Source organism: Pseudarthrobacter sp. RHLT1-30-1 (assembly GCF_059383415.1).
Window position 1 is genome coordinate 106919 of sequence record NZ_JBWZCG010000002.1, and the last position, 24072, is coordinate 130990.

25 protein-coding genes, 1 other RNA gene and 1 riboswitch are annotated in these 24072 nt (G+C 65.8%); of the genes, 12 read left to right on the plus strand and 14 right to left on the minus strand.

Annotated elements, in window-relative coordinates; genetic code table 11:
- Window positions 1-90: 90 nt before the first annotated feature.
- The 9 genes from hisN to AC50YM_RS02970 all read left to right on the plus strand — a co-directional run bounded on the left by hisN (window position 91) and on the right by AC50YM_RS02970 (window position 7319).
- Window positions 91-903, plus strand: coding sequence for a histidinol-phosphatase (gene hisN / locus AC50YM_RS02930; RefSeq protein ID WP_494955513.1), 813 nt, complete (start codon window positions 91-93; stop codon window positions 901-903).
- 166 nt (window positions 904-1069) lie between these two features.
- A riboswitch (SAM riboswitch) is annotated at window positions 1070-1183 on the plus strand.
- Window positions 1184-1217: 34 nt separating this feature from the next.
- Window positions 1218-2669, plus strand: a complete 1452-nt coding sequence (locus AC50YM_RS02935; protein WP_494955514.1) for an aminotransferase class V-fold PLP-dependent enzyme — start codon at window positions 1218-1220, stop codon at window positions 2667-2669.
- Window positions 2670-2790: 121 nt separating this feature from the next.
- The gene (locus AC50YM_RS02940) at window positions 2791-3549 is read left to right on the plus strand and encodes a class I SAM-dependent methyltransferase (RefSeq protein WP_494955515.1); all 759 of its coding nucleotides are present in this window, start codon (window positions 2791-2793) and stop codon (window positions 3547-3549) included.
- 161 nt (window positions 3550-3710) lie between these two features.
- Entirely contained in the window at window positions 3711-4997 is a 1287-nt protein-coding gene (locus AC50YM_RS02945) for an Nramp family divalent metal transporter (RefSeq protein ID WP_494955516.1), read from the plus strand.
- A gap of 15 nt (window positions 4998-5012) precedes the next feature.
- The gene (locus AC50YM_RS02950) at window positions 5013-5726 is read left to right on the plus strand and encodes a metal-dependent transcriptional regulator (RefSeq protein WP_494955517.1); all 714 of its coding nucleotides are present in this window, start codon (window positions 5013-5015) and stop codon (window positions 5724-5726) included.
- A 29-nt stretch (window positions 5727-5755) separates the two neighbouring features.
- The gene (locus tag AC50YM_RS02955; RefSeq protein ID WP_494955518.1) at window positions 5756-6226 is read left to right on the plus strand and encodes a fluoride efflux transporter FluC; all 471 of its coding nucleotides are present in this window, start codon (window positions 5756-5758) and stop codon (window positions 6224-6226) included.
- Window positions 6223-6597, plus strand: a complete 375-nt coding sequence (locus AC50YM_RS02960) for a fluoride efflux transporter FluC (RefSeq protein WP_494955519.1) — start codon at window positions 6223-6225, stop codon at window positions 6595-6597. The genes AC50YM_RS02955 and AC50YM_RS02960 overlap by 4 nt, the downstream gene beginning before the upstream one ends.
- A 164-nt stretch (window positions 6598-6761) precedes the next feature.
- Entirely contained in the window at window positions 6762-7133 is a 372-nt protein-coding gene (locus AC50YM_RS02965) for a hypothetical protein (RefSeq protein WP_494955520.1), read from the plus strand.
- Window positions 7134-7184: 51 nt separating this feature from the next.
- Window positions 7185-7319: a hypothetical protein gene (locus AC50YM_RS02970; RefSeq protein ID WP_463963903.1), complete on the plus strand. Its 135-nt coding sequence runs from the start codon at window positions 7185-7187 to the stop codon at window positions 7317-7319.
- 136 nt (window positions 7320-7455) lie between these two features.
- Here the strand turns inward: AC50YM_RS02970 and ssrA are convergent.
- The 14 genes from ssrA to galE form a co-directional block, all read right to left on the minus strand.
- Window positions 7456-7824: a transfer-messenger RNA gene (ssrA, locus tag AC50YM_RS02975) on the minus strand.
- Between the two features lie 128 nt (window positions 7825-7952).
- Entirely contained in the window at window positions 7953-8423 is a 471-nt protein-coding gene (gene smpB / locus AC50YM_RS02980; protein WP_494955521.1) for an SsrA-binding protein SmpB, read from the minus strand.
- 107 nt (window positions 8424-8530) lie between these two features.
- The gene (locus AC50YM_RS02985; protein ID WP_494955522.1) at window positions 8531-9952 is read right to left on the minus strand and encodes a peptidoglycan DD-metalloendopeptidase family protein; all 1422 of its coding nucleotides are present in this window, start codon (window positions 9950-9952) and stop codon (window positions 8531-8533) included.
- A gap of 25 nt (window positions 9953-9977) precedes the next feature.
- Entirely contained in the window at window positions 9978-10892 is a 915-nt protein-coding gene (gene ftsX / locus AC50YM_RS02990; protein WP_494895286.1) for a permease-like cell division protein FtsX, read from the minus strand.
- A complete protein-coding gene (gene ftsE / locus AC50YM_RS02995; protein ID WP_494955523.1) occupies window positions 10889-11704 on the minus strand; it encodes a cell division ATP-binding protein FtsE in 816 nt (271 codons plus the stop codon). Before ftsE ends, ftsX begins: the two co-directional genes overlap by 4 nt.
- Before the next feature lie 291 nt (window positions 11705-11995).
- A complete protein-coding gene (gene prfB, locus AC50YM_RS03000; RefSeq protein ID WP_494955524.1) occupies window positions 11996-13111 on the minus strand; it encodes a peptide chain release factor 2 in 1116 nt (371 codons plus the stop codon).
- Between the two features lie 169 nt (window positions 13112-13280).
- Window positions 13281-13691, minus strand: a complete 411-nt coding sequence (locus AC50YM_RS03005; protein WP_494955525.1) for a pilus assembly protein TadG-related protein — start codon at window positions 13689-13691, stop codon at window positions 13281-13283.
- A gap of 122 nt (window positions 13692-13813) precedes the next feature.
- On the minus strand, window positions 13814-14254 hold the full coding sequence (locus tag AC50YM_RS03010) for a hypothetical protein (RefSeq protein ID WP_494955526.1): 441 nt from the start codon (window positions 14252-14254) through the stop codon (window positions 13814-13816).
- A gap of 82 nt (window positions 14255-14336) precedes the next feature.
- Window positions 14337-14684, minus strand: coding sequence for a TadE family protein (locus AC50YM_RS03015; protein ID WP_494955527.1), 348 nt, complete (start codon window positions 14682-14684; stop codon window positions 14337-14339).
- Window positions 14685-14738: 54 nt separating this feature from the next.
- Window positions 14739-14987, minus strand: coding sequence for a hypothetical protein (locus AC50YM_RS03020; RefSeq protein WP_494955528.1), 249 nt, complete (start codon window positions 14985-14987; stop codon window positions 14739-14741).
- Between the two features lie 62 nt (window positions 14988-15049).
- Window positions 15050-15991, minus strand: coding sequence for a type II secretion system F family protein (locus tag AC50YM_RS03025; protein WP_494955529.1), 942 nt, complete (start codon window positions 15989-15991; stop codon window positions 15050-15052).
- Complete coding sequence (locus tag AC50YM_RS03030; protein WP_494955530.1) at window positions 15988-16842, minus strand: type II secretion system F family protein; 855 nt, start codon at window positions 16840-16842, stop codon at window positions 15988-15990. The genes AC50YM_RS03025 and AC50YM_RS03030 overlap by 4 nt, the downstream gene beginning before the upstream one ends.
- Entirely contained in the window at window positions 16842-18065 is a 1224-nt protein-coding gene (locus AC50YM_RS03035; RefSeq protein ID WP_494955531.1) for a TadA family conjugal transfer-associated ATPase, read from the minus strand. Before AC50YM_RS03035 ends, AC50YM_RS03030 begins: the two co-directional genes overlap by 1 nt.
- A gap of 157 nt (window positions 18066-18222) precedes the next feature.
- The gene (gene galE / locus AC50YM_RS03040; RefSeq protein ID WP_494955532.1) at window positions 18223-19266 is read right to left on the minus strand and encodes a UDP-glucose 4-epimerase GalE; all 1044 of its coding nucleotides are present in this window, start codon (window positions 19264-19266) and stop codon (window positions 18223-18225) included.
- A gap of 232 nt (window positions 19267-19498) precedes the next feature.
- Here galE and AC50YM_RS03045 point away from each other — a divergent pair, with 232 nt between their 5' ends.
- The 3 genes from AC50YM_RS03045 to AC50YM_RS03055 all read left to right on the plus strand — a co-directional run bounded on the left by AC50YM_RS03045 (window position 19499) and on the right by AC50YM_RS03055 (window position 23795).
- Window positions 19499-21637 (plus strand): GH25 family lysozyme, encoded by a 2139-nt coding sequence (locus tag AC50YM_RS03045; RefSeq protein ID WP_494955533.1) that lies wholly within the window; start codon window positions 19499-19501, stop codon window positions 21635-21637.
- Between the two features lie 119 nt (window positions 21638-21756).
- On the plus strand, window positions 21757-22572 hold the full coding sequence (locus AC50YM_RS03050; RefSeq protein WP_494955534.1) for a glycosyltransferase family 2 protein: 816 nt from the start codon (window positions 21757-21759) through the stop codon (window positions 22570-22572).
- Window positions 22569-23795, plus strand: a complete 1227-nt coding sequence (locus AC50YM_RS03055) for a lipopolysaccharide biosynthesis protein (RefSeq protein WP_494955535.1) — start codon at window positions 22569-22571, stop codon at window positions 23793-23795. The genes AC50YM_RS03050 and AC50YM_RS03055 overlap by 4 nt, the downstream gene beginning before the upstream one ends.
- Window positions 23796-24072 lie beyond the last annotated feature (277 nt).

Genomic DNA, 24072 nt, shown 5'->3' on the forward strand with positions numbered 1-24072 from the left:
GGGCCCAGCGTGGACGGGCGCGGGCCGCCCCCGGCGGCGCAGCAACGCGGCCTCCCGCCGCGCCGTCCGCTTTGGCGGTAGTTTGGAACCATGAGTCAACCCGCTTCGAGCTACAACGATGACCTGCGCCTTGCCCATGTACTGGCAGATTCCGTAGATTCCCAGACCATGAGCCGCTTCAAGGCGCTCGACCTTCGCGTGGAGACCAAGCCGGACCTCACACCGGTGACGGATGCCGACAAGTCCGTCGAGGAGGCCATCCGCGGCCAGCTGTCCCGGTCCCGGCCGCGCGACGCCGTCCTCGGCGAGGAGTTCGGCAGTTCCGGCCACGGCTCCCGGCGCTGGATCATCGACCCGATCGACGGGACCAAGAACTTCGTCCGCGGCGTCCCCGTCTGGGCCACACTGATCGCACTCGTCGACGAGGGCGAGCCGGTCGTCGGCGTCGTAAGCGCCCCGGCACTGGGCAAACGCTGGTGGGCCGCCAAGGGGGCCGGAGCCTATATGGGCCGGTCGCTGGCGGCCGCCACCCGGCTGAAGGTCTCCAATGTCTCGAACCTCTCGGACGCGTCGCTGTCCTACTCCAGCCTGGGCGGGTGGAAGCAGCGCGGCAACCTCGATGAGTTCCTCGGCCTCACCGAGGAGGTCTGGCGCACCCGGGCCTACGGCGACTTCTGGTCCTACTGCCTGGTGGCCGAAGGCGCCGTCGATATCGCCTGCGAGCCCGAACTGAACCTTTACGATATGGCCGCCCTGGTCCCGATCGTGACGGAGGCCGGCGGACGCTTCACCTCGCTCGAAGGCGAAGACGGACCCTTCGGCGGCAACGCCCTGGCCACCAACTCCATCCTGCACTCGGAGGTCCTCAAACGCCTCAACCCGGGGCTGGACGACCTCCTGTAGGACGACCTGCTGCAGGACGACCCGTTGCAGACCAACCCGGTCTGGCCCGCTGTGCGCCATTCCGCCGCCGTCCTCCACCGGGCCTCCCGGCGCGTTCCGTAACAAAGCGCTTCACATAAGAGCGCCCCCTTTTCCGCTTCCGCGCAGATGTCCTAGGCTCGATGCAGGTCACGAGTGCCAGCGCTAAACCCCGGTTTGCTGGCCGGCAACCCTCCATTCGCGGTGGGGTGCCCCGGGTGACGACCTGGCCGGTCCGGAATGGACCCGGCAAGCGCGGATCCCCGGTATGTGGGGTCCTTTTCGAGCGAGGTCCCATGTCGACTGCCACGTTTTCTTCCACTGAACTCCAGCCCGGCGCGGGCCAGGCCCAGCCCGATCCGCGCCTCGCCCTCGCCCGCCGGCCGCTGGCCGCGGTGACCGGCGCCGAGATCGAGGCACCGCTCATTCAGGGCGGCACCGTACGCTACGCCAACCTTGACTACGGCGCCTCGGCGCCGGCCCTGTCCGTGGTCTCCGCCTATCTCAACGAGATCCTGCCGTACTACGCCAGCGTCCACCGCGGCGCCGGCTATGCCTCCCAGATCAGCACCTCGGTCTACGAGAACGCCCGCACGATTGTCCGGGAATTCGTGGGCGGCCGTCCGGACGATTCGGTGATTTTTACCCGGAACACCACTGATTCACTGAACCTGCTGGCCGGCTGCCTGCCCGTCGTGGACGGCGTCCACACCGGCGAGGTGCTCTATCTCGACATCGAACACCACGCCAACCTGCTGCCGTGGCAGAGCGTGCCGCACCGCAGCGTCATTGCCGCCCCCACGCTCGCCGCCACCCTGGAACTGCTTCGCGGCGAACTCGCCTACGGCGGCGTCAGCCTGCTCGCCGTCACCGGAGCCTCCAACGTCACCGGAGAGATCCTCCCGGTCCGCGCCCTGGCCGCCCTGGCGCACGAGTACGGCGCCCGGATCGTCGTCGACGCCGCGCAGCTGGCCCCGCACCGGCGGATCGACATCGCCGCGGACGACGTCGACTATCTCGCCTTCTCCGGGCACAAGCTCTACGCACCGTTCGGCGCCGGTGTGCTGATCGGCCGTCCCGACTGGCTCGACGCCGGCACACCGCACCTGGCCGGCGGCGGAGCGGTCCAGGATGCCCGGGTCGACGCCGTCAGCTGGACCACCGGTCCGGCCCGGCACGAAGGCGGCTCACCGAATGTCCTCGGCGCAGCCACCCTGGCCCGGGCCACCCAGGTGATCGCCGACCTGGACGTGGAACAGTGGCACGCGCACGAGAACGCCATCCGGTCCTTCCTTGTCGAGGGCCTCAGCCGGATCGACGGCGTCAAAGTCCACCAGATCTTCTCGGACAGCGCCTCCTTCGAGGCACCCGCCGGCCCCGGGGCAGGCACCGGCACGATCGGCGTCGTCAACTTCTCGCTCGAAGGCTACGATGCGGGCCTGGTGGCGGCATATCTGTCGGCCGAGCACGGTATCGGGCTGCGGGACGGACGGTTCTGCGCGCATCCCCTGCTCCGGCGGCTCGGGCTGCCGGCCGGCTCGCTGCGGGCCAGCTTCGGGCTGGGGTCGCGGCTGGAGGACGCCGAGCGGCTGCTCGCCGGGATCCGGGAACTGCGCCAGACCGGCCTCGGATCGGACTACGTGGTGGACGCCGGCAGGTGGGTGCCGTCCAACGACACCCGCAGCTACCCGCACTGGGCACCCAACACACCGGGAACCGCCGGCGCGGCCCCCTGCACCCTGGAGTAACAGCACGGCGGACTAACAGCACGGCACAGCCGCCCAGTGGACGGAAGCCGCCGAGCACCGACCCTGCCGCGTGCGGTAAATTCGAAAGGTACCCATCCAGACCTGCCGAAGGAGATCGCACGTGGCACGCGGCGGACCCAAGCTGTATCAGGAGCGCCGCCTGGAGCTTGGCCAGAGCTTCCAGGACGGCGGCGAACACTACGAACGCGTCCGCCCCGGCTACCCCGCCGATTCAGCCGACTGGCTGATCCCCGCGGGCGCGAAGGACGCCGCGGATCTGGGCGCCGGAACCGGGAAATTCACCGCGCTGCTGCTCGAACGCGGCCTGCACACCGCGGCAGTGGACCCGTCCGCCGACATGCTGGCGCAGCTGCGCCGGGCTCTCCCGGGCGTCACCGCCGTCGAGGGCACCGCCGAGATCAGCGGGCTGGCCGCCGCGGCCTTCGACGTCGTCACCGTCGCCCAGGCCTGGCACTGGTGCGATCCCCTGCTGGCCAGCGCCGAGTCCGCCAGGATCCTGCGCCCCGGCGGTGTCCTGGGGCTGATCTGGAACCAGCTGGACACGTCCGTGCCGTGGGTGCACCGGCTGACGCGCATCATGCATGCCGGCGACGTGCACAAACCGCATTTCAGGCCGCCGCTGGGTCCGGAGTTCACCGGCCTGGAAAGCCACCTCACCCGCTGGGAGGATCCGGTGCGCACCGGAGACATCCTGGAACTGGCGAAGTCCCGCAGCTATTACCTGGCGGCCGGCGAGGCGACCCGCGCCAAGGTGCTCGGCAATCTCGACTGGTACCTGCACGAGCATCTGGGCCACCACCCCGAAGACGTCATCCCGCTCCCCTACCTGACGCAGAGCTGGCGCGCCGTCCGGGCCTAAGACCGCCGCACCCCTGAGCGGACATTGCCCCGGACGGCACTCTGGCCTAGGGTTTCGGTATGCCTAATAATTATAGGTAGGCACTTGCAAACCTCCGGTGCCGGCACCAAGCCACCGCCACCGGTGCGTCGACGTCGACGCCCCTACCCAGGAAGCACACCGTGCTGGACGTATCAGGACACCAACCGCAGGCCCCGGCAGCGCCGGCCCGGCATAAACCCGGTGGCCGCCGCGCCCTGCTCGGACTGCTGGGACCGGCGTTCGTGGCCGCAATCGCCTACGTCGATCCCGGCAACGTTGCCGCCAACCTCACGGCCGGCGCCCAGTACGGCTACCTCCTGGTGTGGGTGCTGGTGGCCGCCAACATCATGGCGGTCCTGGTGCAGTACCAGTCCGCCAAGCTTGGAATTGTCACCGGAAAGAGCTTGCCCGAGATCCTGGGTGAGCGCCTCAAACCGTTCTGGCGGCGCGCGTTTTGGGTCCAGGCCGAGATCGTTGCCGCCGCCACCGACCTGGCGGAGGTGGTCGGCGGCGCGATCGCGCTCTACCTGCTCTTCGGGCTGCCGCTCCCCCTCGGCGCCCTGATCGTCGGCGGCGTGTCCATGCTCCTGCTAGCAGTGCAGGCACGGAACCGGCAGCGGCCCTTCGAGTTCATCATTATGTTCCTGCTGGGCATCATCACGATCGGGTTCCTGGCCGGCCTCTTCATCAGCCCGCCCGACCCAGCGGGCGTGGCGGCCGGGCTGATCCCCGGCTTCCAGGGGCCGGACACCGTGCTTCTCGCCGCCAGCATGCTCGGCGCAACCGTCATGCCGCACGCCATCTACGTGCACTCGGCTCTCTCCAGGGACCGGCACCGCCCGAACCAGCACCTGCACGTCCCCCCGCAGGCCCTGGCCCGCCTCGTTCGGGCAACCCGCTGGGACGTCGTGGCGGCCCTCGCGGTCGCCGGGATTGTCAACATCGGGATGCTGCTGCTGGCCGCCTCGACCCTGGGTGGCGAGGAGGGGACGGATACGATCGAAGGCGCCCATGCCGCGATCACCACCAACCTGGGTCCGGTCATCGGCGTGATCTTCGCCGTCGGCCTGCTCGCTTCCGGACTGGCCTCAACGTCGGTGGGCTGCTACGCCGGCGGATCCATCATGCAGGGCCTGCTCAAGATCCGGATCCCGCTGATGACCCGCCGGGTCGTCACCCTGATTCCGGCCGTGGTGCTGCTCAGCATCGGCTTCGATCCGACGTGGGGCCTCGTCCTCAGCCAGGTCGTCCTGAGCTTCGGGATCCCCTTCGTGCTGGTCCCCCTGGTGGTCCTGACCAGCAACAAGACCCTGATGGGACGCTTCACCGACGGGATGGCCCTCCGAATTGCCGCCGTCATCAGTGTGATCCTGGTCGTGGCGCTCAACCTTGTCCTGCTGTGGTTGACCTTCTCCGGCGCCGCCTGACGGTAGGCTGGGGCTGTGAAGACCAGCCTGCCCTCCTCCTCGATTGAGGACTACGTCAAGGTCATCTACTCCTTCACGGAGTGGCAGGACAAGCCCATCACCTCCACCCAGCTGGCCCAACGCCTCGGCGTGGCCAACTCGTCAGTCTCCGAAATGGTCCGCAAGCTCAAGGACCAGGGGCTGGTGGACCACCAGCCCTACAGCGCCATCACGCTCACCGCCGACGGCGTCCGGCTGGCGCTGTCAATGGTCCGGCGGCACCGGCTGATTGAAACGTTCCTGGTCCGGGAGCTCGGCTACCGTTGGGATGAGGTCCACGACGAAGCCGAACTGCTGGAACACGCCGTCTCGGACACCTTCATCGAGCGGATGGCGGCGAAACTCGGGAACCCGGTGCGGGATCCGCACGGCGATCCGATCCCCGCCGCGGACGGCTCAGTGCTGGTGCCGGCGGCTCACCGGATGAGCGAACTCGACGACGGGCACACCGGCCGGATCACCCGGATCAGCGACGAAAACCCCGAGCTGCTGCGCTACCTTTCCGCCGAGCAGATCGGGCTGGACGCCGACGTCGAAGTTGTGGGCCGGAAACCTTTCGGTGGCGCCCTGGTGGTGCGGATCGGCTCCGGCACAGCCCGGCAGGAATTTGACCTCGCCGACGAAGTCGCGTCCGCCCTCTGGGTCCACAGCGAGACCGCCCATTCCGGCTGCAGCCTCAAGCGGCCGTGAATGCGGGCCGCACCGGCCGGAGCCGCTGCATGAAACGCGGGGCCAGACCTACATCCCCGGCGGTCGGTGCGCCATCGCCGCGGGTTGCTGCGGCGCTGCCGGGCTGGCGCGCGTGGGCTGCCGTCGCCGTCGGCGGCCTGATCGGAACGGAGCTACGCTACGGCGCCGGAGTCATGTTCCCCGAAACCCCGGGGACGATCCCGGGGACGACCCTGGTGATCAACGTTCTTGGCAGCTTTGTCCTGGCCGCCCTCACCACCGTCTGGATCGCCCGGCCGAAGACCGCCTTCTGGCTGCGGGCCGGCCTCGGCCCCGGGCTGCTGGGTTCCTTCACGACCTTTTCCGCCGTGGTGTTCTCCATCGACCAGCAGGTCCGGGCCGGCTCCCATGCCAGCTGGCTGGCCTACCTCGGCCTTTCGCTGGTCCTGGGACTCGGCGCCGCAGCGGCGGGTTGGAAGACCGGCAAGGCCCTGGCCGACCTGGGCGGGACGGCGTCGTGATCACCGCACTGCTGGTGGGAGGCTTCGGCGTCGCGGGTGCCCTGCTGCGTTTCGCCGTCGACTCGTGGTTTGCGCACCACCCGGGACGGCATCCGCACTGGCCCTGGGCGACCCTCACGGTCAACGTGGCGGGATCCTTCATCATTGGCGCGGCGATCGGGCTGACGGGCCAGCTGGGCCTGGGGTCCGAGTGGCAGGCCGGACTCTCGACCGGGCTCGCCGGCGGCCTGACGACCTTCAGTTCCTGGACCACCGCCACGGTGCGGCTGGTGAGTGAGACGCGCTACCGCGCCGCCGCCGTCAACGTTGCCGCCAATCTGGTGGCCGGGCTCGCGGCGGCAGCGCTCGGCCTGGCCCTCACCGCTGGGTGACGCCAACGCTGGGTGAGGCCAGGACTGGGTACGGCACTGCGGTGTGACGAGCCTAACGCCGGCCCACCGGCCGCGTGCCAGCGCCGGGGATGGGGCCCTGCGGGACGCCCCTGCCGGTGCGGTTTCGGCGAATCGGTGACCCTCTGATCCCGTATCGTTGAAGGATGGTTACCCGACGTGAAGCAGCCCAGGTCCTCGACATCTCGCTGGAAATGGCCCACCGTCACGGCATCCCGCCCCGGCTGAGCGACGCGGAGCTCGGCGAGCTCCTGGACAATCCGCCGGCCTGGCTCGTCCAGTCCAAAGCCAACCGCACCGGGAAACGCCCCATCTGGGTGCAGCTGACCTGCGCGGTCTGCGGCTTCTCGGAGGCCGCCCGGCCAAAGAAATGGTGGCCGGAGTTCACCTACGTGTGCTGCGCGGACCACGCTCCCTACGAGATCCCCAGCATGGCAGCCGGGCTGGTCCGCAGCGAATATGAGGGAGTGGGCAGCCGCTTTGTCGGTATCGTGGACGTTGCCGTGCCCGAGGCGTAACTTAATACCAACGGGGGCCATCCCGGCCCCCTGGTGTTAGGGAGCGCCCACATGCCTGACAAAACGCCGCACCGCAGCACGGCCAAGAAGGCCGTGAAAACCATCAAGGAAAAACGCGCCGAGAAGAAGACCAAGAACGTCGCTGAGACGCATGCGGACCCGGTAGCCCACATCAAGAAGCGCTGAGCGTGGACCGCCTGTCGGGCGGCAGCCTCAGCAAACAAACGGCAGACAACAAACGAGCAAAACAAAAGGCCGGAAGCTGAGCTTCCGGCCTTTTGTGTGGAACGTACGGGGTGGAGCACCGTTGCCGGGGCTCCGATGGTGGAGATGGGGGGAATTGAACCCCCGTCCGATGTCGTGTTGTCAGGGCTTCTCCGGGCGCAGTTTGCGTTGGATTTTCTCGGCCCCAGCCACGCTACAAACAGCTGGCTGATCCGGGCCCAGTCATCTAAGAGTCCCGTTCACCCCGATGACGGGGGTAAACAGCAGTGGCTATCTAAATGACGCCAGGATCCGGGGCAATAGCAACCTCGGGCTGACGGACTGTCTTACTGCTTAGGCAGCGAGAGCGAAGTCAGTGCGTTTTGATTCGGCACTTATTGGTTTGCAGACAGCGTTTACGAGATAATTCTGCATCCTCGGCCCGCTTCACCTGTCGCGACTAACATCGTCGAAACCGATCATCCCCGTATTTTTTTATCAACCGGTCGGGCACTTTGCTGAACCGCTTTCGCGGACTCGGCGCCGTAATCCTTCCCGGACTACCTAGCATAACGCACAGACCCGCCGAATCATTCCAACGGGTCCGGTACGTCCCTAGCGCCGGTTCCGCTCGCGCATAACGCGCAGGGCTTCGCGCTTGTCCTGTTGCTCACGCAGGGTCTGCCGCTTGTCGTATTCCTTCTTACCGCGGGCGACGCCGATTTCCACCTTCGCGCGTCCGCCCAGGAAGTACAGCTGGAGGGGGACGATCGTGAAGCCGGATTCGCGGATCTTGTGCGAGATCTTGGTGAGCTCGTCGCGGTGCAGCAGCAGCTTCCGGCGGCGTCGAGCGGCGTGGTTCGTCCAGCTCCCCTGGTGGTACTCGGGGATGTGGATGCCCTCCATCCACAGCTCGTCGTTGTAGAAGGTGCAGAAGCCATCGACCATGGAGGCGTGGCCCTCGCGGAGGGACTTCACCTCCGTGCCCATGAGTGCGATCCCGGCCTCATAGGTGTCGAGGATGTGGTAGTCGTGCCGGGCCTTGCGGTTGGTGGCCACTACCTTACGGCCACTTTCTTTCGGCACGGTAGAACTCCTTGGATCGATGGGTGGGCCGCCGCCGGGAGGGCGCGGAGTGCTACCAGTTTACGGCAGGGCCGGAGCCCGGGCGGGAGGCTTCCGCTCCGGGCGGATCAGAGCAGGTTCATCGGATCCACGGCCCGGCCGTTAAGCCAGGTCTCGAAGTGCGAGTGGCAGCCGGTGGAGTTGCCGGTGGTTCCCGAATAGGCGATCAGCTGGCCCTGGCTGACCCGCTGCCCGGGGGAAACTGTCACGCTGGTGTTGTGGTAGTAGACGGTTGTCAACGAGTTTCCCTGGATGACACCGTGGGCGATTTTCACGTTGTTGCCGCCGCCGTCGTTGGCCCAGCCGGCTGAGACCACCTCGCCGGCCGCCGCGGCATACACCGGCGTGCCGCAGGCCGCGGCGAAGTCGATGCCGGTGTGCATGTAGCCGCCCTGGCCATAGAAGTCGATGGTTCCCGGCGGCGTCGCGCGCCAGCCGAAGCCGGAGCTGATCGGCACACCGTTGAAGGGGTGGCGCAGTCCGAAGGCCGACGGGTTTCCTGGCGGGGCGGGGACGTACGGCACCGGCGCCTTGATCTGGCCCTGGGCGCGGGCGGCCGCCGCGGCGGCTGCCGCGGCTGCCTCGGCGATCCGGCGCTGTTCGGCTTCCCATGCCTCGCGCAGCTTGCGGTCACGTTCGGCGATGTCCGCCGCGACAGCGTCCTGCTGGTTCTTGACCTGGGCGAGCTGGGTCTGGATGCCGGGCTTGGCGGCCTGGAGTTCGGCGTCGAGCCGGGTGGTGTCGGAGATGAGCTTGTCCACCTGGGCCTTTTTGGCCTCGGCCTCGTCGCGGGCGGCCTGTTCGCGGGCCAGCGCGGCGTCGGCCTTGGCCTTGAGGTCGGTAATTTCTGCTTCCACCGCTTCAAGCCGGGCCTGCGAGTTGACGTTGGTGGCGCTCTGCTGGGTGAGCTTGTCCATCGCGGAATTCTGGCTGCGCATGGCCTGGTCGGCCAGGTCGATGGTTTCGGTGAGGCTGCCACCACCGTTCGCGCCGAAGAACAGGGAAAGGTTGGAAGGCACGCCGCCGGACTTGTAGGCCTGGGTGGCGATCTGCCCGATCAGCTTTTTGGTGTCAGCGATCTTTTGCTTGTCTGTCTCGAGTTGCTGGGTGATCTTGGCTTTGTTCTGCTGCGCCAGGTCCACGCGCGCGGCGAGGGCCTCGGCCTCTTTAACCGCGGTCGCCACGCGGCCCTGGGCGTCCAGGAGGGCCTGCTGCGCGCCGGGGAGCTGGCCCTGGTAGATGAAGAGGTCAGAGGCGGCCTGCGCGATCCGGGAGTCCACGAACTCCAGGGAATGCTGGACCCGGGCGGCTTCCTCACGGAGTGCGGCCTGCTGGTCTTCCAGCGTGTCGGCCAAGGCCACCGGAGTCGAGGCGCCCATGCTCGCCGCCAGGACAAGCGCCAGGGCGGCGCTGATCATGCGGCTGCGGCGGCCTGCCACGGGGCGCCCGGGCGGGGCCGGACGCGGGGCGAGTCGATGCATCGGTGTCATGGGCCTTCTCATTTCGTTGCGAACGCTAGACCCGCAAATATCGACGGAGGGTCAGGAGTGATGATACGCCTGCCAGCAGGACGCCGAGTCCGATCAGGGCCGGCGCCAGGATCAGCGTCTGAGCTGCGGAGATAAACGCTGTGTCCGGATACTGCTGGGACAGGTACCCGCCCAGGAAGAAGTGCGCCACCGCCCACAGGGTTGCCGAGGCCAGCGCCGCGCCAATCACCGCGGCAATCACACCCTCAAGGATGAACGGCAGCTGGATCACCATTTTCGAAGCCCCGACGAGGCGCATGATCCCGGTTTCCCGGCGACGGCTGAAAGCCGAAAGCCGGATCGTGGTGGCAATCAGCAGGATGGCGCAGACGATCATCACCCCGGCCACGCTGACGGCCACAAGGGACGCGGCATTCATGACCGAGAAGAGCCGTTCCAGCAGCTGGCGCTGGTCGATGACGGTTTCCACGCCTGCCTGCGAGGAGAAGGTCTCGCTGATGATCTGGTACTTCTCCGGGTCCTTCATATTGATCCGGAAGGAGGCGGGGAGCTGGTCCGGCGTCACGGAGTCGACGATCGGGGAATTGGAGAACTGCTCCTTGAAGTGCTTGTACGCGTCATCCTTGGATTCGAACTGGAAGTCGTTGACGTACTGGGCCACCGCTGGAGATTCAAGGAGTTTGGCGACGTTGTCCTGCTGTTCCGGGGTGGCCGGGCCAGTGGCGCAGCCAGCCGCCGTCGAACCGTCACTGCACAGGAAGATGGCGACCTGGACTTTGTCGTACCAGTAGCCCTTCATCTGGTTGATCTGCAGTTGGAGCATGCCGGCGGCGCCGACAAAGGTCAGGGACACGAACGTGACGAGGATGACCGAGACCACCATGGAGAGGTTGCGGCGCAGGCCGCTGCCAATTTCGGAGAGCACAAATTGGAGCCTCACAGCTGGCTCTCCCCTGCGGCAGGCGCTTCGGCGCGGGGGGAACTGCGGGTGGCGGCTGGAGGGGCGGAGGGTTCGGGTTCCCGTCCGCTGGCGTCCCGGAGGCGGCGCGAGGCTCCGACGACCGGAATCATGGAGGTGTAAAGGGCCTTCGCTTCGTCCCGAATGATGACACCGTTGCGGAGCTCGACGACGCGTTTGCGCATCTCGTTGACGATGTCGTCGTCGTGGGTGGCCATAACCACGGTGGTGCCGTTCTGGTTGATCTTGTCCAGCACGCCCATGATGCCCATGGAGGTGGTGGGGTCCAGGTTGCCGGTCGGCTCGTCGGCCAGCAGGATTCCCGGACGGTTGACGACTGCGCGGGCGATCGCCACACGCTGCTGCTCGCCGCCGGAGAGTTCGTGCGGAAGGCGGTTTTCCTTGCCTTCGAGGCCGACGGTCTTCAGCACCTCGGGAACGGTGTCCCGGATGACGCTGCGGCTCTTGCCGATGACCTGCATGGCGAAGGCGACGTTGGCGAATACGGTCTTCTGCGGCAGCAGGCGAAAGTCCTGGAACACGACGCCGATGCCGCGGCGGAGCCGGGGCACGCGCCAACTGGAGATATTTGCGACGTTCTGGCCGGCGACGTAGACCGCGCCGGAGGAGGCCCGGTCCTCTTTCAGGACCAGGCGGAGGAAGGTCGACTTGCCGGAACCTGAGGCCCCGACAAGGAAGGCGAATTCGCCACGGTCGATCTCAAGATTGATCGAATCCAGCGCAGGTCGCGCCTTCTGGTCGTAGACCTTGGTGACATTTTCGAAACGGATCATGGCCCTAAATACCCTGCAGGACGTGGACGGGTACAGCCCAGTTCTGCCGCCGGCGCGCGGGCTTTCTTTTGGGGGAAGTAGAGCTCCGGCTTCTCGACTATACGCACGGGCCCCGGCGCTTCCGCCCGACTGAGGGGGCGTGTCGCGCGATTAGGCGGGAGGGGCGGATGTGACGCAAGAGGCAGAAGGGGGTGCTCCCGGCACCCTCCGGTCCGGGATGTATTCTCCCGGCCGATGTCGCCCGTCCGTTATCTCCCTGAAGGTGCGAACTGCGGCCAGCTGGGCGTCGGGCTATTTTTCGGCGTTGCGGTTGTCTGTCCGCCAGCGGATGCCGGCGTCGATGAAGTCGTCGATTTCGCCGTCGAACACGGCCGAGGTGTTGCCGACCTCGTGCTCGGTGCGGAGGTCCTTGACCATCTGGTAGGGGTTCAGGACGTAGGAGCGCATCTGGTCGCCCCACGAGGCTTTGACGTCGCCGGCGAACGCTTTCTTCTCGGCGTCCTCCTGCTCCTTCTTGAGCAGCAGGAGCCGGGACTGCAGCACACGCAGGGCCGCGGCACGGTTCTGCAGCTGGGACTTCTCGTTCTGCATCGAGACGACGGTGCCGGTGGGGATGTGGGTCAGGCGCACGGCGGAGTCCGTAGTGTTGACCGACTGACCGCCCGGACCGGAGGAACGGAAGACGTCTACGCGGATCTCGTTGTCCGGGATGTCAATGGAGTCGGTCTGCTCGATCAGCGGGATGACTTCGACGGCGGCGAACGAGGTCTGGCGGCGGCCTTGGTTGTCGAAGGGGCTGATCCGGACCAGGCGGTGGGTGCCGGCCTCAACGCTGAGCGTGCCGTAGGCGTAAGGGGCCTTGACCTCGAACGTGGCGGACTTGAGGCCGGCTTCTTCGGCGTAGGAGGTGTCCATGATGGTCGTCGGGTAGCCGTGGCGTTCGGCCCAGCGCAGGTACATCCGGAGCAGCATTTCCGCGAAGTCCGCGGCGTCCACACCGCCGGCGCCGGCGCGGATCGTGACGACGGCTTCGCGCTCGTCGAACTCGCCGGACAGCAGGGTCACGACTTCGAGGTCCTTCAGGGCCTTGCGGATCGATTCCAGTTCGGTGGCGGCTTCGTCCATGGAAGCGGCGTCGTCCTCGTCCTGGCCAAGTTCCACGAGAACTTCGAGGTCGTCGATCCGGGAGGTGAGTGAGTCGAGCCGGGCCAGTTCGGACTGGCGGTGCGAGAGCCTCGAGGTGATCACCTGGGCGGCCGCGGGATCGTCCCACAGATTGGGTTCGCCGGCCCGTTCGCTGAGTTCGGCGATGTCTTCCTTCAGCGCGTCCACATTCGAAACGTTCTCGATCGAGACGTAGGTGGCGCGGAGGGCGCGGATTTCTGCGGGAAAATCAATGTTTGCCATGGTTTTTTAAGCCTACGCTATCCCTGCGGGCCGCCTGACTGGGTCCGGGGGCCTGCTCTGGCACGGGCAGGCCGCGGCAAGGTCGGGCGCGACAAGGCCGGCGTCAGCGCAGTCGTCAGCGCGGGAGGCCGGCCCGTCCGAGGTCAGATCGAAAGGGGACGACGGCGCGTCAGCGCGTGAGCCGGGAGCGCGCCGTCGACGTCGCTTCAATCCTGATGCCGTCGGGGACCAGGAAGTTGACGACGGGCGGGTGGACGGCGGCGCTGAGCACCACAACGGCGGTGGAACCGTCCGGGCTTCCCGTTTCCGGCCCCACGGCGAGACCGCTGATCCGCGTGGAGGCGCTGCTGCGGTCCAGGAATTCGACGGCTGCGCTCCGCACGCGGGCACCGGTCAGGACGGCGGTGGGACTGCCGCCAACCGTTTCGAGTTGTCCCAGCGTGAAGCTGTCCGCGGCGGCCACCGAGGCGCCGTCGGCCAGTGACAGGAGCTTCTTGTGCTCGATGTAGATGCTGGAGGCGGCGATGACCACCGTGGTGAGCAGCAGGGCGAGCAAGGCGAAGCCGATAATCAGCACCATCAGCTGCCCGGCGTCGCTGCGTTGCGCCGCGCTCTGCGGATCCGTTTGCTGCGGTAGCTGTGGTAGCTGCGGTAGCTGTGGTTGCTGCGGGCGGAGCGTGGTGCAATGCTTCCCCGGACGTCTCATCGGAAGCGGCCCACCAGTTGCGTGGCGGAGGCGCTGAGTTGCCCGGCGTTCAAGTCGAGCACTTCGCTGAAGGGGACGAATGGCAGCGGCACCGTGAGATGGACGGTGACCGTCACGGCCGTGCCGGCGGCCATGCAGTCCGCGGGGGCACAACTGGTCTCGACCCGGGCATTCACCGCCGAATGACCCTGGTCGGCGAGCGCCAGCAGCACAGCCTGCTCGGCGGCTGCCTGGCCGCCAGCGGCATCTGTCTGGGCAACAAAGACTTTCGCGGCCTGATCAGCGGCGCCGACGACCGCGAACGAGCCGCCCTGAAGCTGGCCCATCGTGATGATGAAGTAGACCAGCGGCACCATCAGCAGCAGCGACAGGAACGTGAATTCGACGACTGCGCTTCCCCGCTCGCCGCCTTCCGGGACCCGGCCTTCAGCCGTCACCGGCGCTCTCCCGGGACGTCGGTCCGGTTGGTCAAGGCGGGGGTTGGCCCGTGAGTACGAATCGGGAGAACAGGCCGGCGGGTCAGGGCTGGATGGCCGCATGCCCCTTCACCTCCAGGACTGCCCGCGGGCCGATGAGCCCGATCACGGGCAACGGCGCACGGACCGTGACTTCCAGAGTCCGAATCCCTTGGAAGGTGGCTTCGCTCGTGGTCACGTCCCGGGCGAATTCCGGGTTGAGCGCTACGCCGATCAGCTCCGCGGCCCGGTCCCTGGCATCCGCCGGACCGCGGTCCGCGAGGGTGCCATAGCGGGCGCCGGACGCCGCGGCGTCGATCAGTGTGTTCCGGACGTGCAGGACAAGGGTGAGCTGAACGATGGCGAGGAAGAACAGGGTCAGCAGCCCGCCCACCAGGACAAAGTCAACCACCGCCGAACCCCGTTCGTCAGTCTCGCCCCTGCTGGCGCCGCGGAGGCGCACGTACTACTGCCCGACCTTGTCCATGGCCTGGTTGAACAGTCCTTCCAGGGCCGGGCCTGCGAGCGCGAGGAGCGCGGCGACGAGAACAGCCGACATCAGAGTAATCATCACCCAGCCCGGCACATCGCCGCGCTCGCGATGGTCACGTGGACGGCCAGGCTGCCGCCGCGTGCCCTCGAGCGCACCAGCGTGCCTGGGAACCAGGCTGATGGTGCAGAGCAACAGCGCCATGCGGATCAGGATCTGTTTCACGTTCTCCCCTTAGATCGGTAGTTCTGATGTCTTCCTTCTGCTCCGTGCTGTTCCTTTTTTTGCTACAAGCCCATGCTGATGGCAGCCAACCCGGGGAAGACTGCGAAGACAACCGTCAGCGGCAAGACGCCGAAGACAACGGGAATCATCATTCCGATTTCCTTCTTGCCTGCCGACTCCATCAGCTCGCGCTTCGCCGTGTCCCGGGCGTCCTGGGCCTGGGCCCGCAACACTTCGGCGAGTGGTGTCCCCCGTTCAACCGCCACAACCAGCCCGTCCACGAAGCGGAGCAGCGGACCGAGTTCCGTCCGTGAAGAGAACTCCTGCAGGGCTTCCACGAGCGGCTTCCCTGCCCTGGTCTCACCCAGGACTCGGGTGAAGTCCTTGGAGAGCTCCCCCCGGGCACTGCGGCACACCCTGTCCAGGGCGCCTGTGGCGCTCTCTCCCGCACTGACGGCGAGTGCCATGAGTTCGGCGACACTGGGGAACTCTGCCATCATGCGGGCTTCGCGTTTCCTGATCCGGGCCCCCAGCAGATAGTCCGGCAAGATGAAACCACCTGCGGCGCTGCCGATCACGAGCACCACAGCGAGAACGGGGCTGAGCCGTCCTGCCGCGCCGAACAGCATGACTCCTCCGACGGCTGCAACAAAGCCGCCCGCGCCCCAGAGGAGCTGTTCCGCCCGGAAGTCTGCGGGCGATTTGGCGGTCCCGGCCCTGGCAAGGCGACGGTTCAAGGCGGAGGAACCGGGGTTCAGCTTCCCGACCCAGGCGACGGCGTCGCCGATGACCGGCCGCAGGATTCGTTCCAGCGGCCCGAACGGGGTGAAGCTCCTCGGCACGGCGCGCAGGAGCCGGGATTCCAGGTTGTGGGACTTCAGTTGCGGACCGATGCGTGCAACGAAAGTGATTGGCCGCATAAAGGGCAGCCTGATCAGCAGCAACCATATGCCGCAGCCCAGCACCACTCCGCAGGCGACCGCAGTCGCCATCAGCCCCGTCATCGGAGGACCCTCTCGTCTGCCGGCAGCGCCCCGATGCGCAGCATGACGGCATAGGAGATCAAGGAGACGGCCAGTCCCCCGATCAGGACCGCGGCGCCAAGCGGCGTGTTGTAGGCAGCCACAGCTTCCGGCCGGCTGGCCAGCAGCATCAGGACAAGCCAGGGGGCGGCCACGGCCAGCCGCGCGGCGTTGACCGTCCAGGACTGCCGGGCCTCCAGCTCGCTTCTGGTGCGGGCACTTTCCCGCAGGAATTCCGCCAAGGTACCCAGCAGCCGGCCGAGATCCGAGCCACCCACTCGCCTGGTCAGCCGCAGTGCTTCGACGATCCGGTCCGCCACAGGATCCGCCAGCCGGTCCTTGAGCCTGGTCAGGGAGGGATCGAATTGCCCTCCCGAGCGGTAGTCGGAGCCGAAATCGCGGAACACATGACGGAGCTCCTCCGGACCCTTGTCGCCTAACTGGATGAGGGCTTCCGGCAGCGAAAGGCCTGCGCGGATTGCCGACCGCAAATGGTCCACGACGTCGGGCCACAGTTGTCGCAGCACAGCGGTGCGCTTCCGGGCGCGCCATTTCACGACTGCCATGGGAAGCCACCCCCCGAACAGACCAAAACAGGCCGCGATCGGCCACGACCTGGTCACGGCAAAGAAGATGAGCATCGTGAACGCCCCGACACCCAAGCAGCTTGCCAGCAGTCCGGCGCCGCTGACCTTCTCAATGCCCGCCGAACGCAACAGGTCCTCCAGACGGCTGGGCCTGGGCGTTCGTTTTGCCGGTTTGGGCTGTTCCCAGGCAGACCGCCAGATCAGCAGGAGTCCGGCACCGGCGAGCATGCCCAGCAGCGCCGCCATCAGCGCGGCTCCAGCAGGGCAGCCACGTCATACCCCGCACGGGCGAACTTCTCAGCCGACGGCATCGAGTTGGCCTTCGGTTGCAGCTGGCCGTCCTCGAAGGCGAACACCATGGAGGACTCGATGATGCCGTTTTCAACGCGGCGGCCCAACGAAAGGATCTCTGTCACCTCTCGGCGTCCGCTGGCGTGGCGGGCACAATGGACCACGAGGTCGATGCAGGACGCAACCGTCGGAACCACAAAGGCGCTTGAGATGTTCTCGCCTGCCAGCAACGGCAGCGTGCAGATCTTGGTGACGGCGTCGTGGGAAGAGTTTGCATGGACGGTGCACATCCCGGGAAGCCCGGAGTTCAACGCAATGAGCATGTCCAGGCTCTCGGCCTCACGGACCTCGCCCACCACCAACCGGTCGGGGCGCATGCGCAGCGCCTCCTTGACCAGCCTTCGCATGGGAATTTCGCCTTCACCTTCCAGGTTTGGCTGCCGGCACTGCAGGCCCACGACGTCGCGCAGCGGAAACTGCAGCTCGAAGATCTCTTCAACGGTGATGACGCGCTCTCGGGTTCCGATGCTCGCCGCCAGACAGTTGAGCATTGTCGTCTTGCCGGCCTGCGTCGCGCCCGAGACCAGAATGTTCAGGCCGCTGGCCACGGCGGCACCAAGGAACCGGGCCGACTGCGGCGTTAGTGTACCCAGTTCCACCAGGTGTTCGAGCCTGCTGGCCTTCACCACGAACTTGCGGATGTTGATAGCCCAGTGACGCCGCGTCACGTCCGGAATGACGACGTGCAGTCGGGAACCGTCCGGTAGCGCTGCATCGACGAAGGGCGAGGACATGTCGAGACGGCGCCCTGAGCTCTTAAGCATCCGCTCCACAAGGTCCCGCACATGCTGCTCCGTGAGCGAGACCGAGGTCAGCTCGGATTCGCCGTTCCGCGCCACGTAGATCTCGTTCGGCGCGTTGAGCCAGATTTCTTCGATGGCAGGGTCGTCAAGGAGTGGTTGGAGTGCGCCGAACCCCGCCACGGCGTCGAAGACGAACCTCCGGGCCGTCTCCAGCGGTCCGATTGGCGGGAGGGGTGCCAACAACGCGCGCTCGTCGTAGTCCAGGACGGCTGCCTCGACGAGACGTCGGACTTCACCGGATTGACTCAAGGGATCGAGGCCGCGCCGGCGGATCAGCTCGCGGACTTCGTCCTCGACAATGCGTACAGCCTCCACAATGGCCCCCAATATGACTGCCGCCGCCCTGTCCCCGGGCCACTGCAATTGGGTTAAAGCTAGAGGAGCATGGTCATTCGAACAAGGGCGCGAGACGTCGGTTGTGGATAAGCCACTCGCAGCAGCCCGCGTCGGAGCGGGACGCTGCGTTGGGAACCTATCTGGTCCCGACCCCGTCAGCTTCGGTAACCGCGTCGTAGCCCTGCGGGTTGGTGCTCTGCCAGCGCCAGTGGTCTTCACACATCTGCCGAAGGTTCCGGCGCGCGGACCAGCCAAGATCCGCAAGCGCCGCCGAGGGGTCGGCGTAGCTGACGGCAGCGTCCCCTGGCCGCCGGGGAGCGAATGCAAAAGGCACTGCACGCCCGGCCGCCCTGCCGAAGGCCTCAATGACCTCCAAGACGGAGGAGCCTCGGCCTGTGCCAAGGTTCCAGCGGAACACGCCGGCATTAGCACTGAGGTACCCCAACGCGGCCAAGTGCCCGCCGGCTAGGTCCATCACGTGGATGTAGTCGCGCACTCCGGTACCGTCCGGCGTCGGGTAGTCGTTACCGAACACCATGACCTTTTCGCGGCGGCCCACAGCCACCTGGGCGACAAACGGGAGAAGGTTGTTTGGGATGCCGCTCGGGTCCTCGCCGATCAGGCCGGACTCATGGGCGCCCACCGGGTTGAAATAGCGGAGCAGGGCGACGCTCCACCGCGCGTCGGCAGCGCCCATATCCGAAAGGATGTCCTCGATCTGTTCTTTCGTGCGGCCGTAAGGGTTGGTAGCGTCCAGCGGGGCTTTCTCGACGAGAGGGACTTCCTCCGAGGCGCCGTAGACGGTGGCAGACGAGCTGAAGACCAGGCGGCGCACGCCGGCGGCGTCCATGCTGTGCAACAGGTTCAGGGTGCCGACCACGTTGTTCTGGTAGTACCACAGGGGCTTCTCGACAGACTCACCTACAGCCTTCAGGCCTGCGAAGTGGATTACAGCCTCGAAGCCGCCCTCGGCGAAGACGGCGTCGACGGCGGCCGCGTCAAGCAGGTCAACCTCGCGGAAGTCCACGTTCTTGCCGGTGAGCAGCTCCACCCGGCGCAGGGATTCGGGATTCGAATTAATCAGGTTGTCGAGGACCACGACCTCGTGCCCCTCCTCGAGCAGACAAAGCGTCGTGTGAGATCCAATGTAGCCGGCGCCGCCGGTAACCAATACCTTCATATGCTCCAGCTTAGAAGGGTCCTACGGTCACAGCGAACCGGCTGAGTTGTCCCTTATCCTTAACTCTAGTCACATGGTTCACATCTATAACTGTGGAAACACCCGTTGTGCGATGTTATGGTGAGCGCGATAACTAGCGAATCCCAGCGTCGCTTGTCGTCTGAAGGCCATCAGAGTGACGCGACACCTGTCATGCAGCGCTAAGAAGCGCCCCAGCGTTCCGGAGCACACCATGAAGCGGACCTCAATACCTCGCACCAAAAACGTCAGCACCCGAGTCACCCTCGTCTTGGCCGTGGCAACGCTGATGACCAGCGTCGGCCTCACCACACCGTCGCCTGCCCTCGCGTCCCCTGCCCCGGGGCCGAGTGGCACGACCGCCTCCGCGCTTCCGACGCCCAGTCCCGCTCCGTCGCCCGCTCCCGCAGGTACTGCCGGTACTGCCATGGAAAGCCTCCAGGCGACGGCACCGACGGCGACGGCGACGGCGATGGCGCCACCTTCCTCCCCGACGGGGACCGCCGCGCCGAGTCCCTTGGCGCGGCCGGACGGCGCGACCCTGGCTGCCGCGATAGGTGCCGGCGCCGAAATGGGGCAGCGGTCTCTACGCGTGATGGGATCTACCAAGGGATTGCCGGCAGCCGGCCCGGCAACGGTCACGACCGAATCCCTGGCCACAGAAGGAACATGGAACCCGACATTCGGCGTGCAGGGCCTTGACGTCAGCAGCCATCAGCCGTCCGTGGATTGGCAGCAACAGTGGAACATGGGGGCCCGATTTGCCTATGTAAAAGCAACGGAGGGCAATTATTACCCCACGGAGATGGACAATCCGATTTACAAGCAGACTTTCGACTCCCAGTACGCGGGGGCGCGGAACGTCGGAATGATCCGCGGCGCTTACCACTTCGCCATCCCTAACTGGTCCTCCGGGGCGGACCAGGCACGCTACTTCGTCGAAAACGGAGGCGGCTGGACCGCAGACGGTTACACGCTGCCCCCGGTTCTCGATTTCGAGTTCAACCCCTATGCCGGCCGCACTATTAGCGGCTTCTACTTTGGCGATACGTGCTACGGCATGTCCCCGGACAAACTTGCCTCCTGGGTCCGCGACTTTGGCAACACCATGCTTTCCATGACAGGTCGTTTGCCGGTCATCTATACCAACACGTCGTGGTGGAATCAGTGCCTGGGCAACGTGTCAGGACTTGGCAACTACCCGCTCTGGGTGGCCAACTACCCGGCCGGTCCCAGTAACGACGCCGGGCCGATCCCAGCGGGCTGGAGCGGCTTCAGCATTTGGCAGTACAGCAGCACCGGACCTTTCGCCGGGGACTCGAACGTCTGGAACGGCGACTATGCCGGGCTGAAGAGTTTCGCGTCAGGGTATGTAGTCAACTTGCGGGGTGCAATCGGTTCCACTTGGACCGCAGCAGGGGGTGGGGACGGCAAACTCGGTTACCCCATCACCAACGAAATCTGCGGACTAACCAATGGCGGCTGCTACCAAGGCTTTCAGGGCGGCACCATCCACTACGCCCCCGGCATCGGCGCCTACGCCACCTGGGGCGGGATCCGGGCCACCTGGGGAACCCTCGGCTACGAAAAGGGCAAACTCGGCTACCCTCTCACCAACGAAATCTGCGGACTAACCGGCGGCGGCTGCTACCAAGGCTTCCAGGGCGGCACCATCCACTACGCCCCCGGCATCGGCGCCTACGCCACGTGGGGCGGGATCCGGGCCACTTGGGGAACCCTCGGCTACGAAAAGGGCAAACTCGGCTACCCCGTCACCAACGAAATCTGCGGGCTCGCCAACGGCGGCTGCTACCAAGGCTTCCAGGGCGGCACCATCCACTACGCCCCCGGCATCGGCGCCTACGCCACCTGGGGCGGCATCCGGGCCACCTGGGGAACCCTCGGCTACGAAAAGGGCAAACTCGGCTACCCCGTCACCAACGAAATCTGCGGACTCGCCAACGGCGGCTGCTACCAAGGCTTCCAGGGCGGCACCATCCACTACGCCCCCGGCATCGGCGCCTACGCCACTTCCGGGCCAATCCGCGCCGCCTGGGGTAACCTCGGCTACGAAAACGGCAAACTCGGCTACCCCATCACCAACGAAATCTGCGGACTCGTCGGCGGCGGCTGCTACCAAGGCTTCCAGGGCGGCACCATCCACTACGCCCCCGGCATCGGCGCCTACCCAACCTGGGGCGCCATCCGCGCCACCTGGGGAACCCTCGGCTACGAAAACGGCAAACTCGGCTACCCGGTTGAAATTCCCCGTTGCGACGTCACCGGCGCAGATTGCGTTCAAAGATTTCAGCACGGCAGCGTTAGCGACACAGGCACGGTTTCGTTCGGTTGATTGACTTCCAGTAACGTTGTAGTGGACGCCGCCCACACTATCTGCGGCGTCCGCTGTCGTCTCCGCGAACCTAATCGGGCCGGGACGCCTCTCCCCAACCAATACAAGGAACGTCGCCAATGACTACGGATCAGAAGCCATACGTGTCGGTCGTGGTACCCGCGATCAGACTCGACTCATGGCTCGATCAAGCCCTGGACTCGCTACTCTCCCAGGATGAGGTCGACCTGCAACTCATAGTCATTCTCGACGGCGTCGAGGAAGATGGACACCGCCCCTGGATGGATGATTCCCGTGTGACGCTCCTAAGAAACCCGACCCGGCTTGGTGTGGGTTCGACGCTCCGTAGGGCCATGGCCGAGGCGCGCGGCGAGTTCGTCGCCCGGCTTGACGCGGATGACATCGCCAAGCCGGGACGGCTGATCCAGCAAGCCAAGTTTCTATGTGATCACCCCGATGCCGTGGCCGTAACTTCGCAGACGGAACTGATCAATGGCGCCGGTGCAGTCACCGGCAAGATGCCTTTTCCTGCAGGTGCCGATGTCCGGCCCCGACTACTCCTTCAAAACGTGGTAGTCCAGTCCGCGGTGATGTTTCGGCTCAGTGATTATCAACTGGTTGGCGGCTACGAGCCGTTGCGGCAGATGGAAGACTATCTGCTTTGGCTTCGGCTCGCGCAACGCGGGAAGATCGCCATCCTTCCACAGACCCTCGCGCAGTATCGAGTTCACGGTGCTCAGCTAAGCCGCGGGGCCAAGCCCTACGGCAGCCACATCTCCAAGGTGCTCACCGCGCGTCGAGAATTGCGACAAAAGCTGGGCACACCCGCTGTCGTGGCGTTGGCGAAGGACATCACTTGGATCGGCGTTCAGTACGTCCGCTATTACGTCATCACCCCCCTTCGAGGCATCACCACGAAGGCACGGGGAAGATGATCCGGAGCACAATCTGGCTCACCCTGGCGTTGGCAACTAGAAGTCTCGGGCAGGCCGGGTTGTTAATTGTCTTCGCCAGGCTCGGGTCACCGGAGACCCTGGGGAGCTATTCGCTGGCGTTGGCTGTGACCGCTCCCATTTTTGTTTTCTGTGAGTTCGGCCTGCGCACCGTCTATCTGACCCATAGAGGTAACCAGCCGTTCAGTGCGTACCTACGCGTCCGGCTGGTGACCCTCAGCGTGGCGATGATTTTGACGGCGGCAATCGGTGCAATATTTGTGCCCGAAATGATCGCAATCCTGCTGCTGGTCAGCCTTCTGCGGGCAGCGGATTCGGTGGGCGAACTATACTCTGCGCCCCTCCAGCGTCACGGGGAGTTACCGACCATTCTGTGGGCTTTCAGCACGAACGCCGTCATCACGATTGGAGCCGGAATCGCCGTCCTGGTTGCGTTCCACAACCTGTACGCCGTCATCGCGGCGCTGATCGTAGTGTCAAGCGCCACGACTTTGCTGCTCATGAAACGGCCCACGGATGCCCTGCTCGCCAAAAAAGAGTCGGCAGACGCCGGCACCGGACCACAATGGCAAGACCATGTGTCCGTTGTTAGGGCCGGCCTTCCCACGGGAATCTCCTGGGGGCTGTTGTCGCTGTTGTCTTCGATTCCGCAGTACTTCCTGGCGGCCTATTATTCCCAAGTTGAAGTCGGCTACTTCGCCATTATTCTCTACGTCGTTGTCGTCGTAGAGATATTCCTAAACGCCGTCAGTCAGTCATGGATCCCCCGAGCAAAGGCGATGCTTGCCGAGGCTCCATCATTCTTCCGCGCCGTAGTCAAAACAGCCCTGCTTTGGACCGCAGCGTTCGTTCCACTGTCTGGCATGGTTTGTGCCGCAGCCTACCTCATGCTGCCAATAATTTTCGGCTCCGCGTACCGGATCGACTGGGCCGAGATCATCCCGCTGTTCGGATCTTTGGTGGTGCTTCCGCTGGTATTTTTCTCCGCAATGGCGCTCAATGTTGCAAACAGCTATGTAAAGGCGCTGACTACAAGCGTCGTGGCGGTAGCCCTGGCCAGCGCGGTTGCCTTCTTCGTCATCCCGGGCGGCGGGGTTTCAGGTGCGCTCTGGGTCAGCTGCGCGGCTTTGGCGAGTCGAAGCGTCCTCTCCATGGCAGCCTTGTCCGTGGGCCACAGTAAAAGAGCTCCGCAGCTGGTGCCCTAGATGAGAGTCAGTATTCGTTTAGTGGTCGCAGGCGGTAAGTGAGCGTTTGCGGGGTGCAGTCAGCGTCGCGGGTGTGATCCACGACCCCGGTGACTATCCCGGTGCCGGGCGGCCGATGCGGGCCCCGACATGTTCGTCGACGCCGAGCGCGTCCAACGCCATTCAGTTCGCCTATTTCAGTGATCCCCGGCGCGGGCCTCGGCCCGGATCCCGTGCCATACGGTGTGCCAGGACACGCCGACCCGGTGGGCCAGTGCCGAGACCGAGGAGTCGAAAT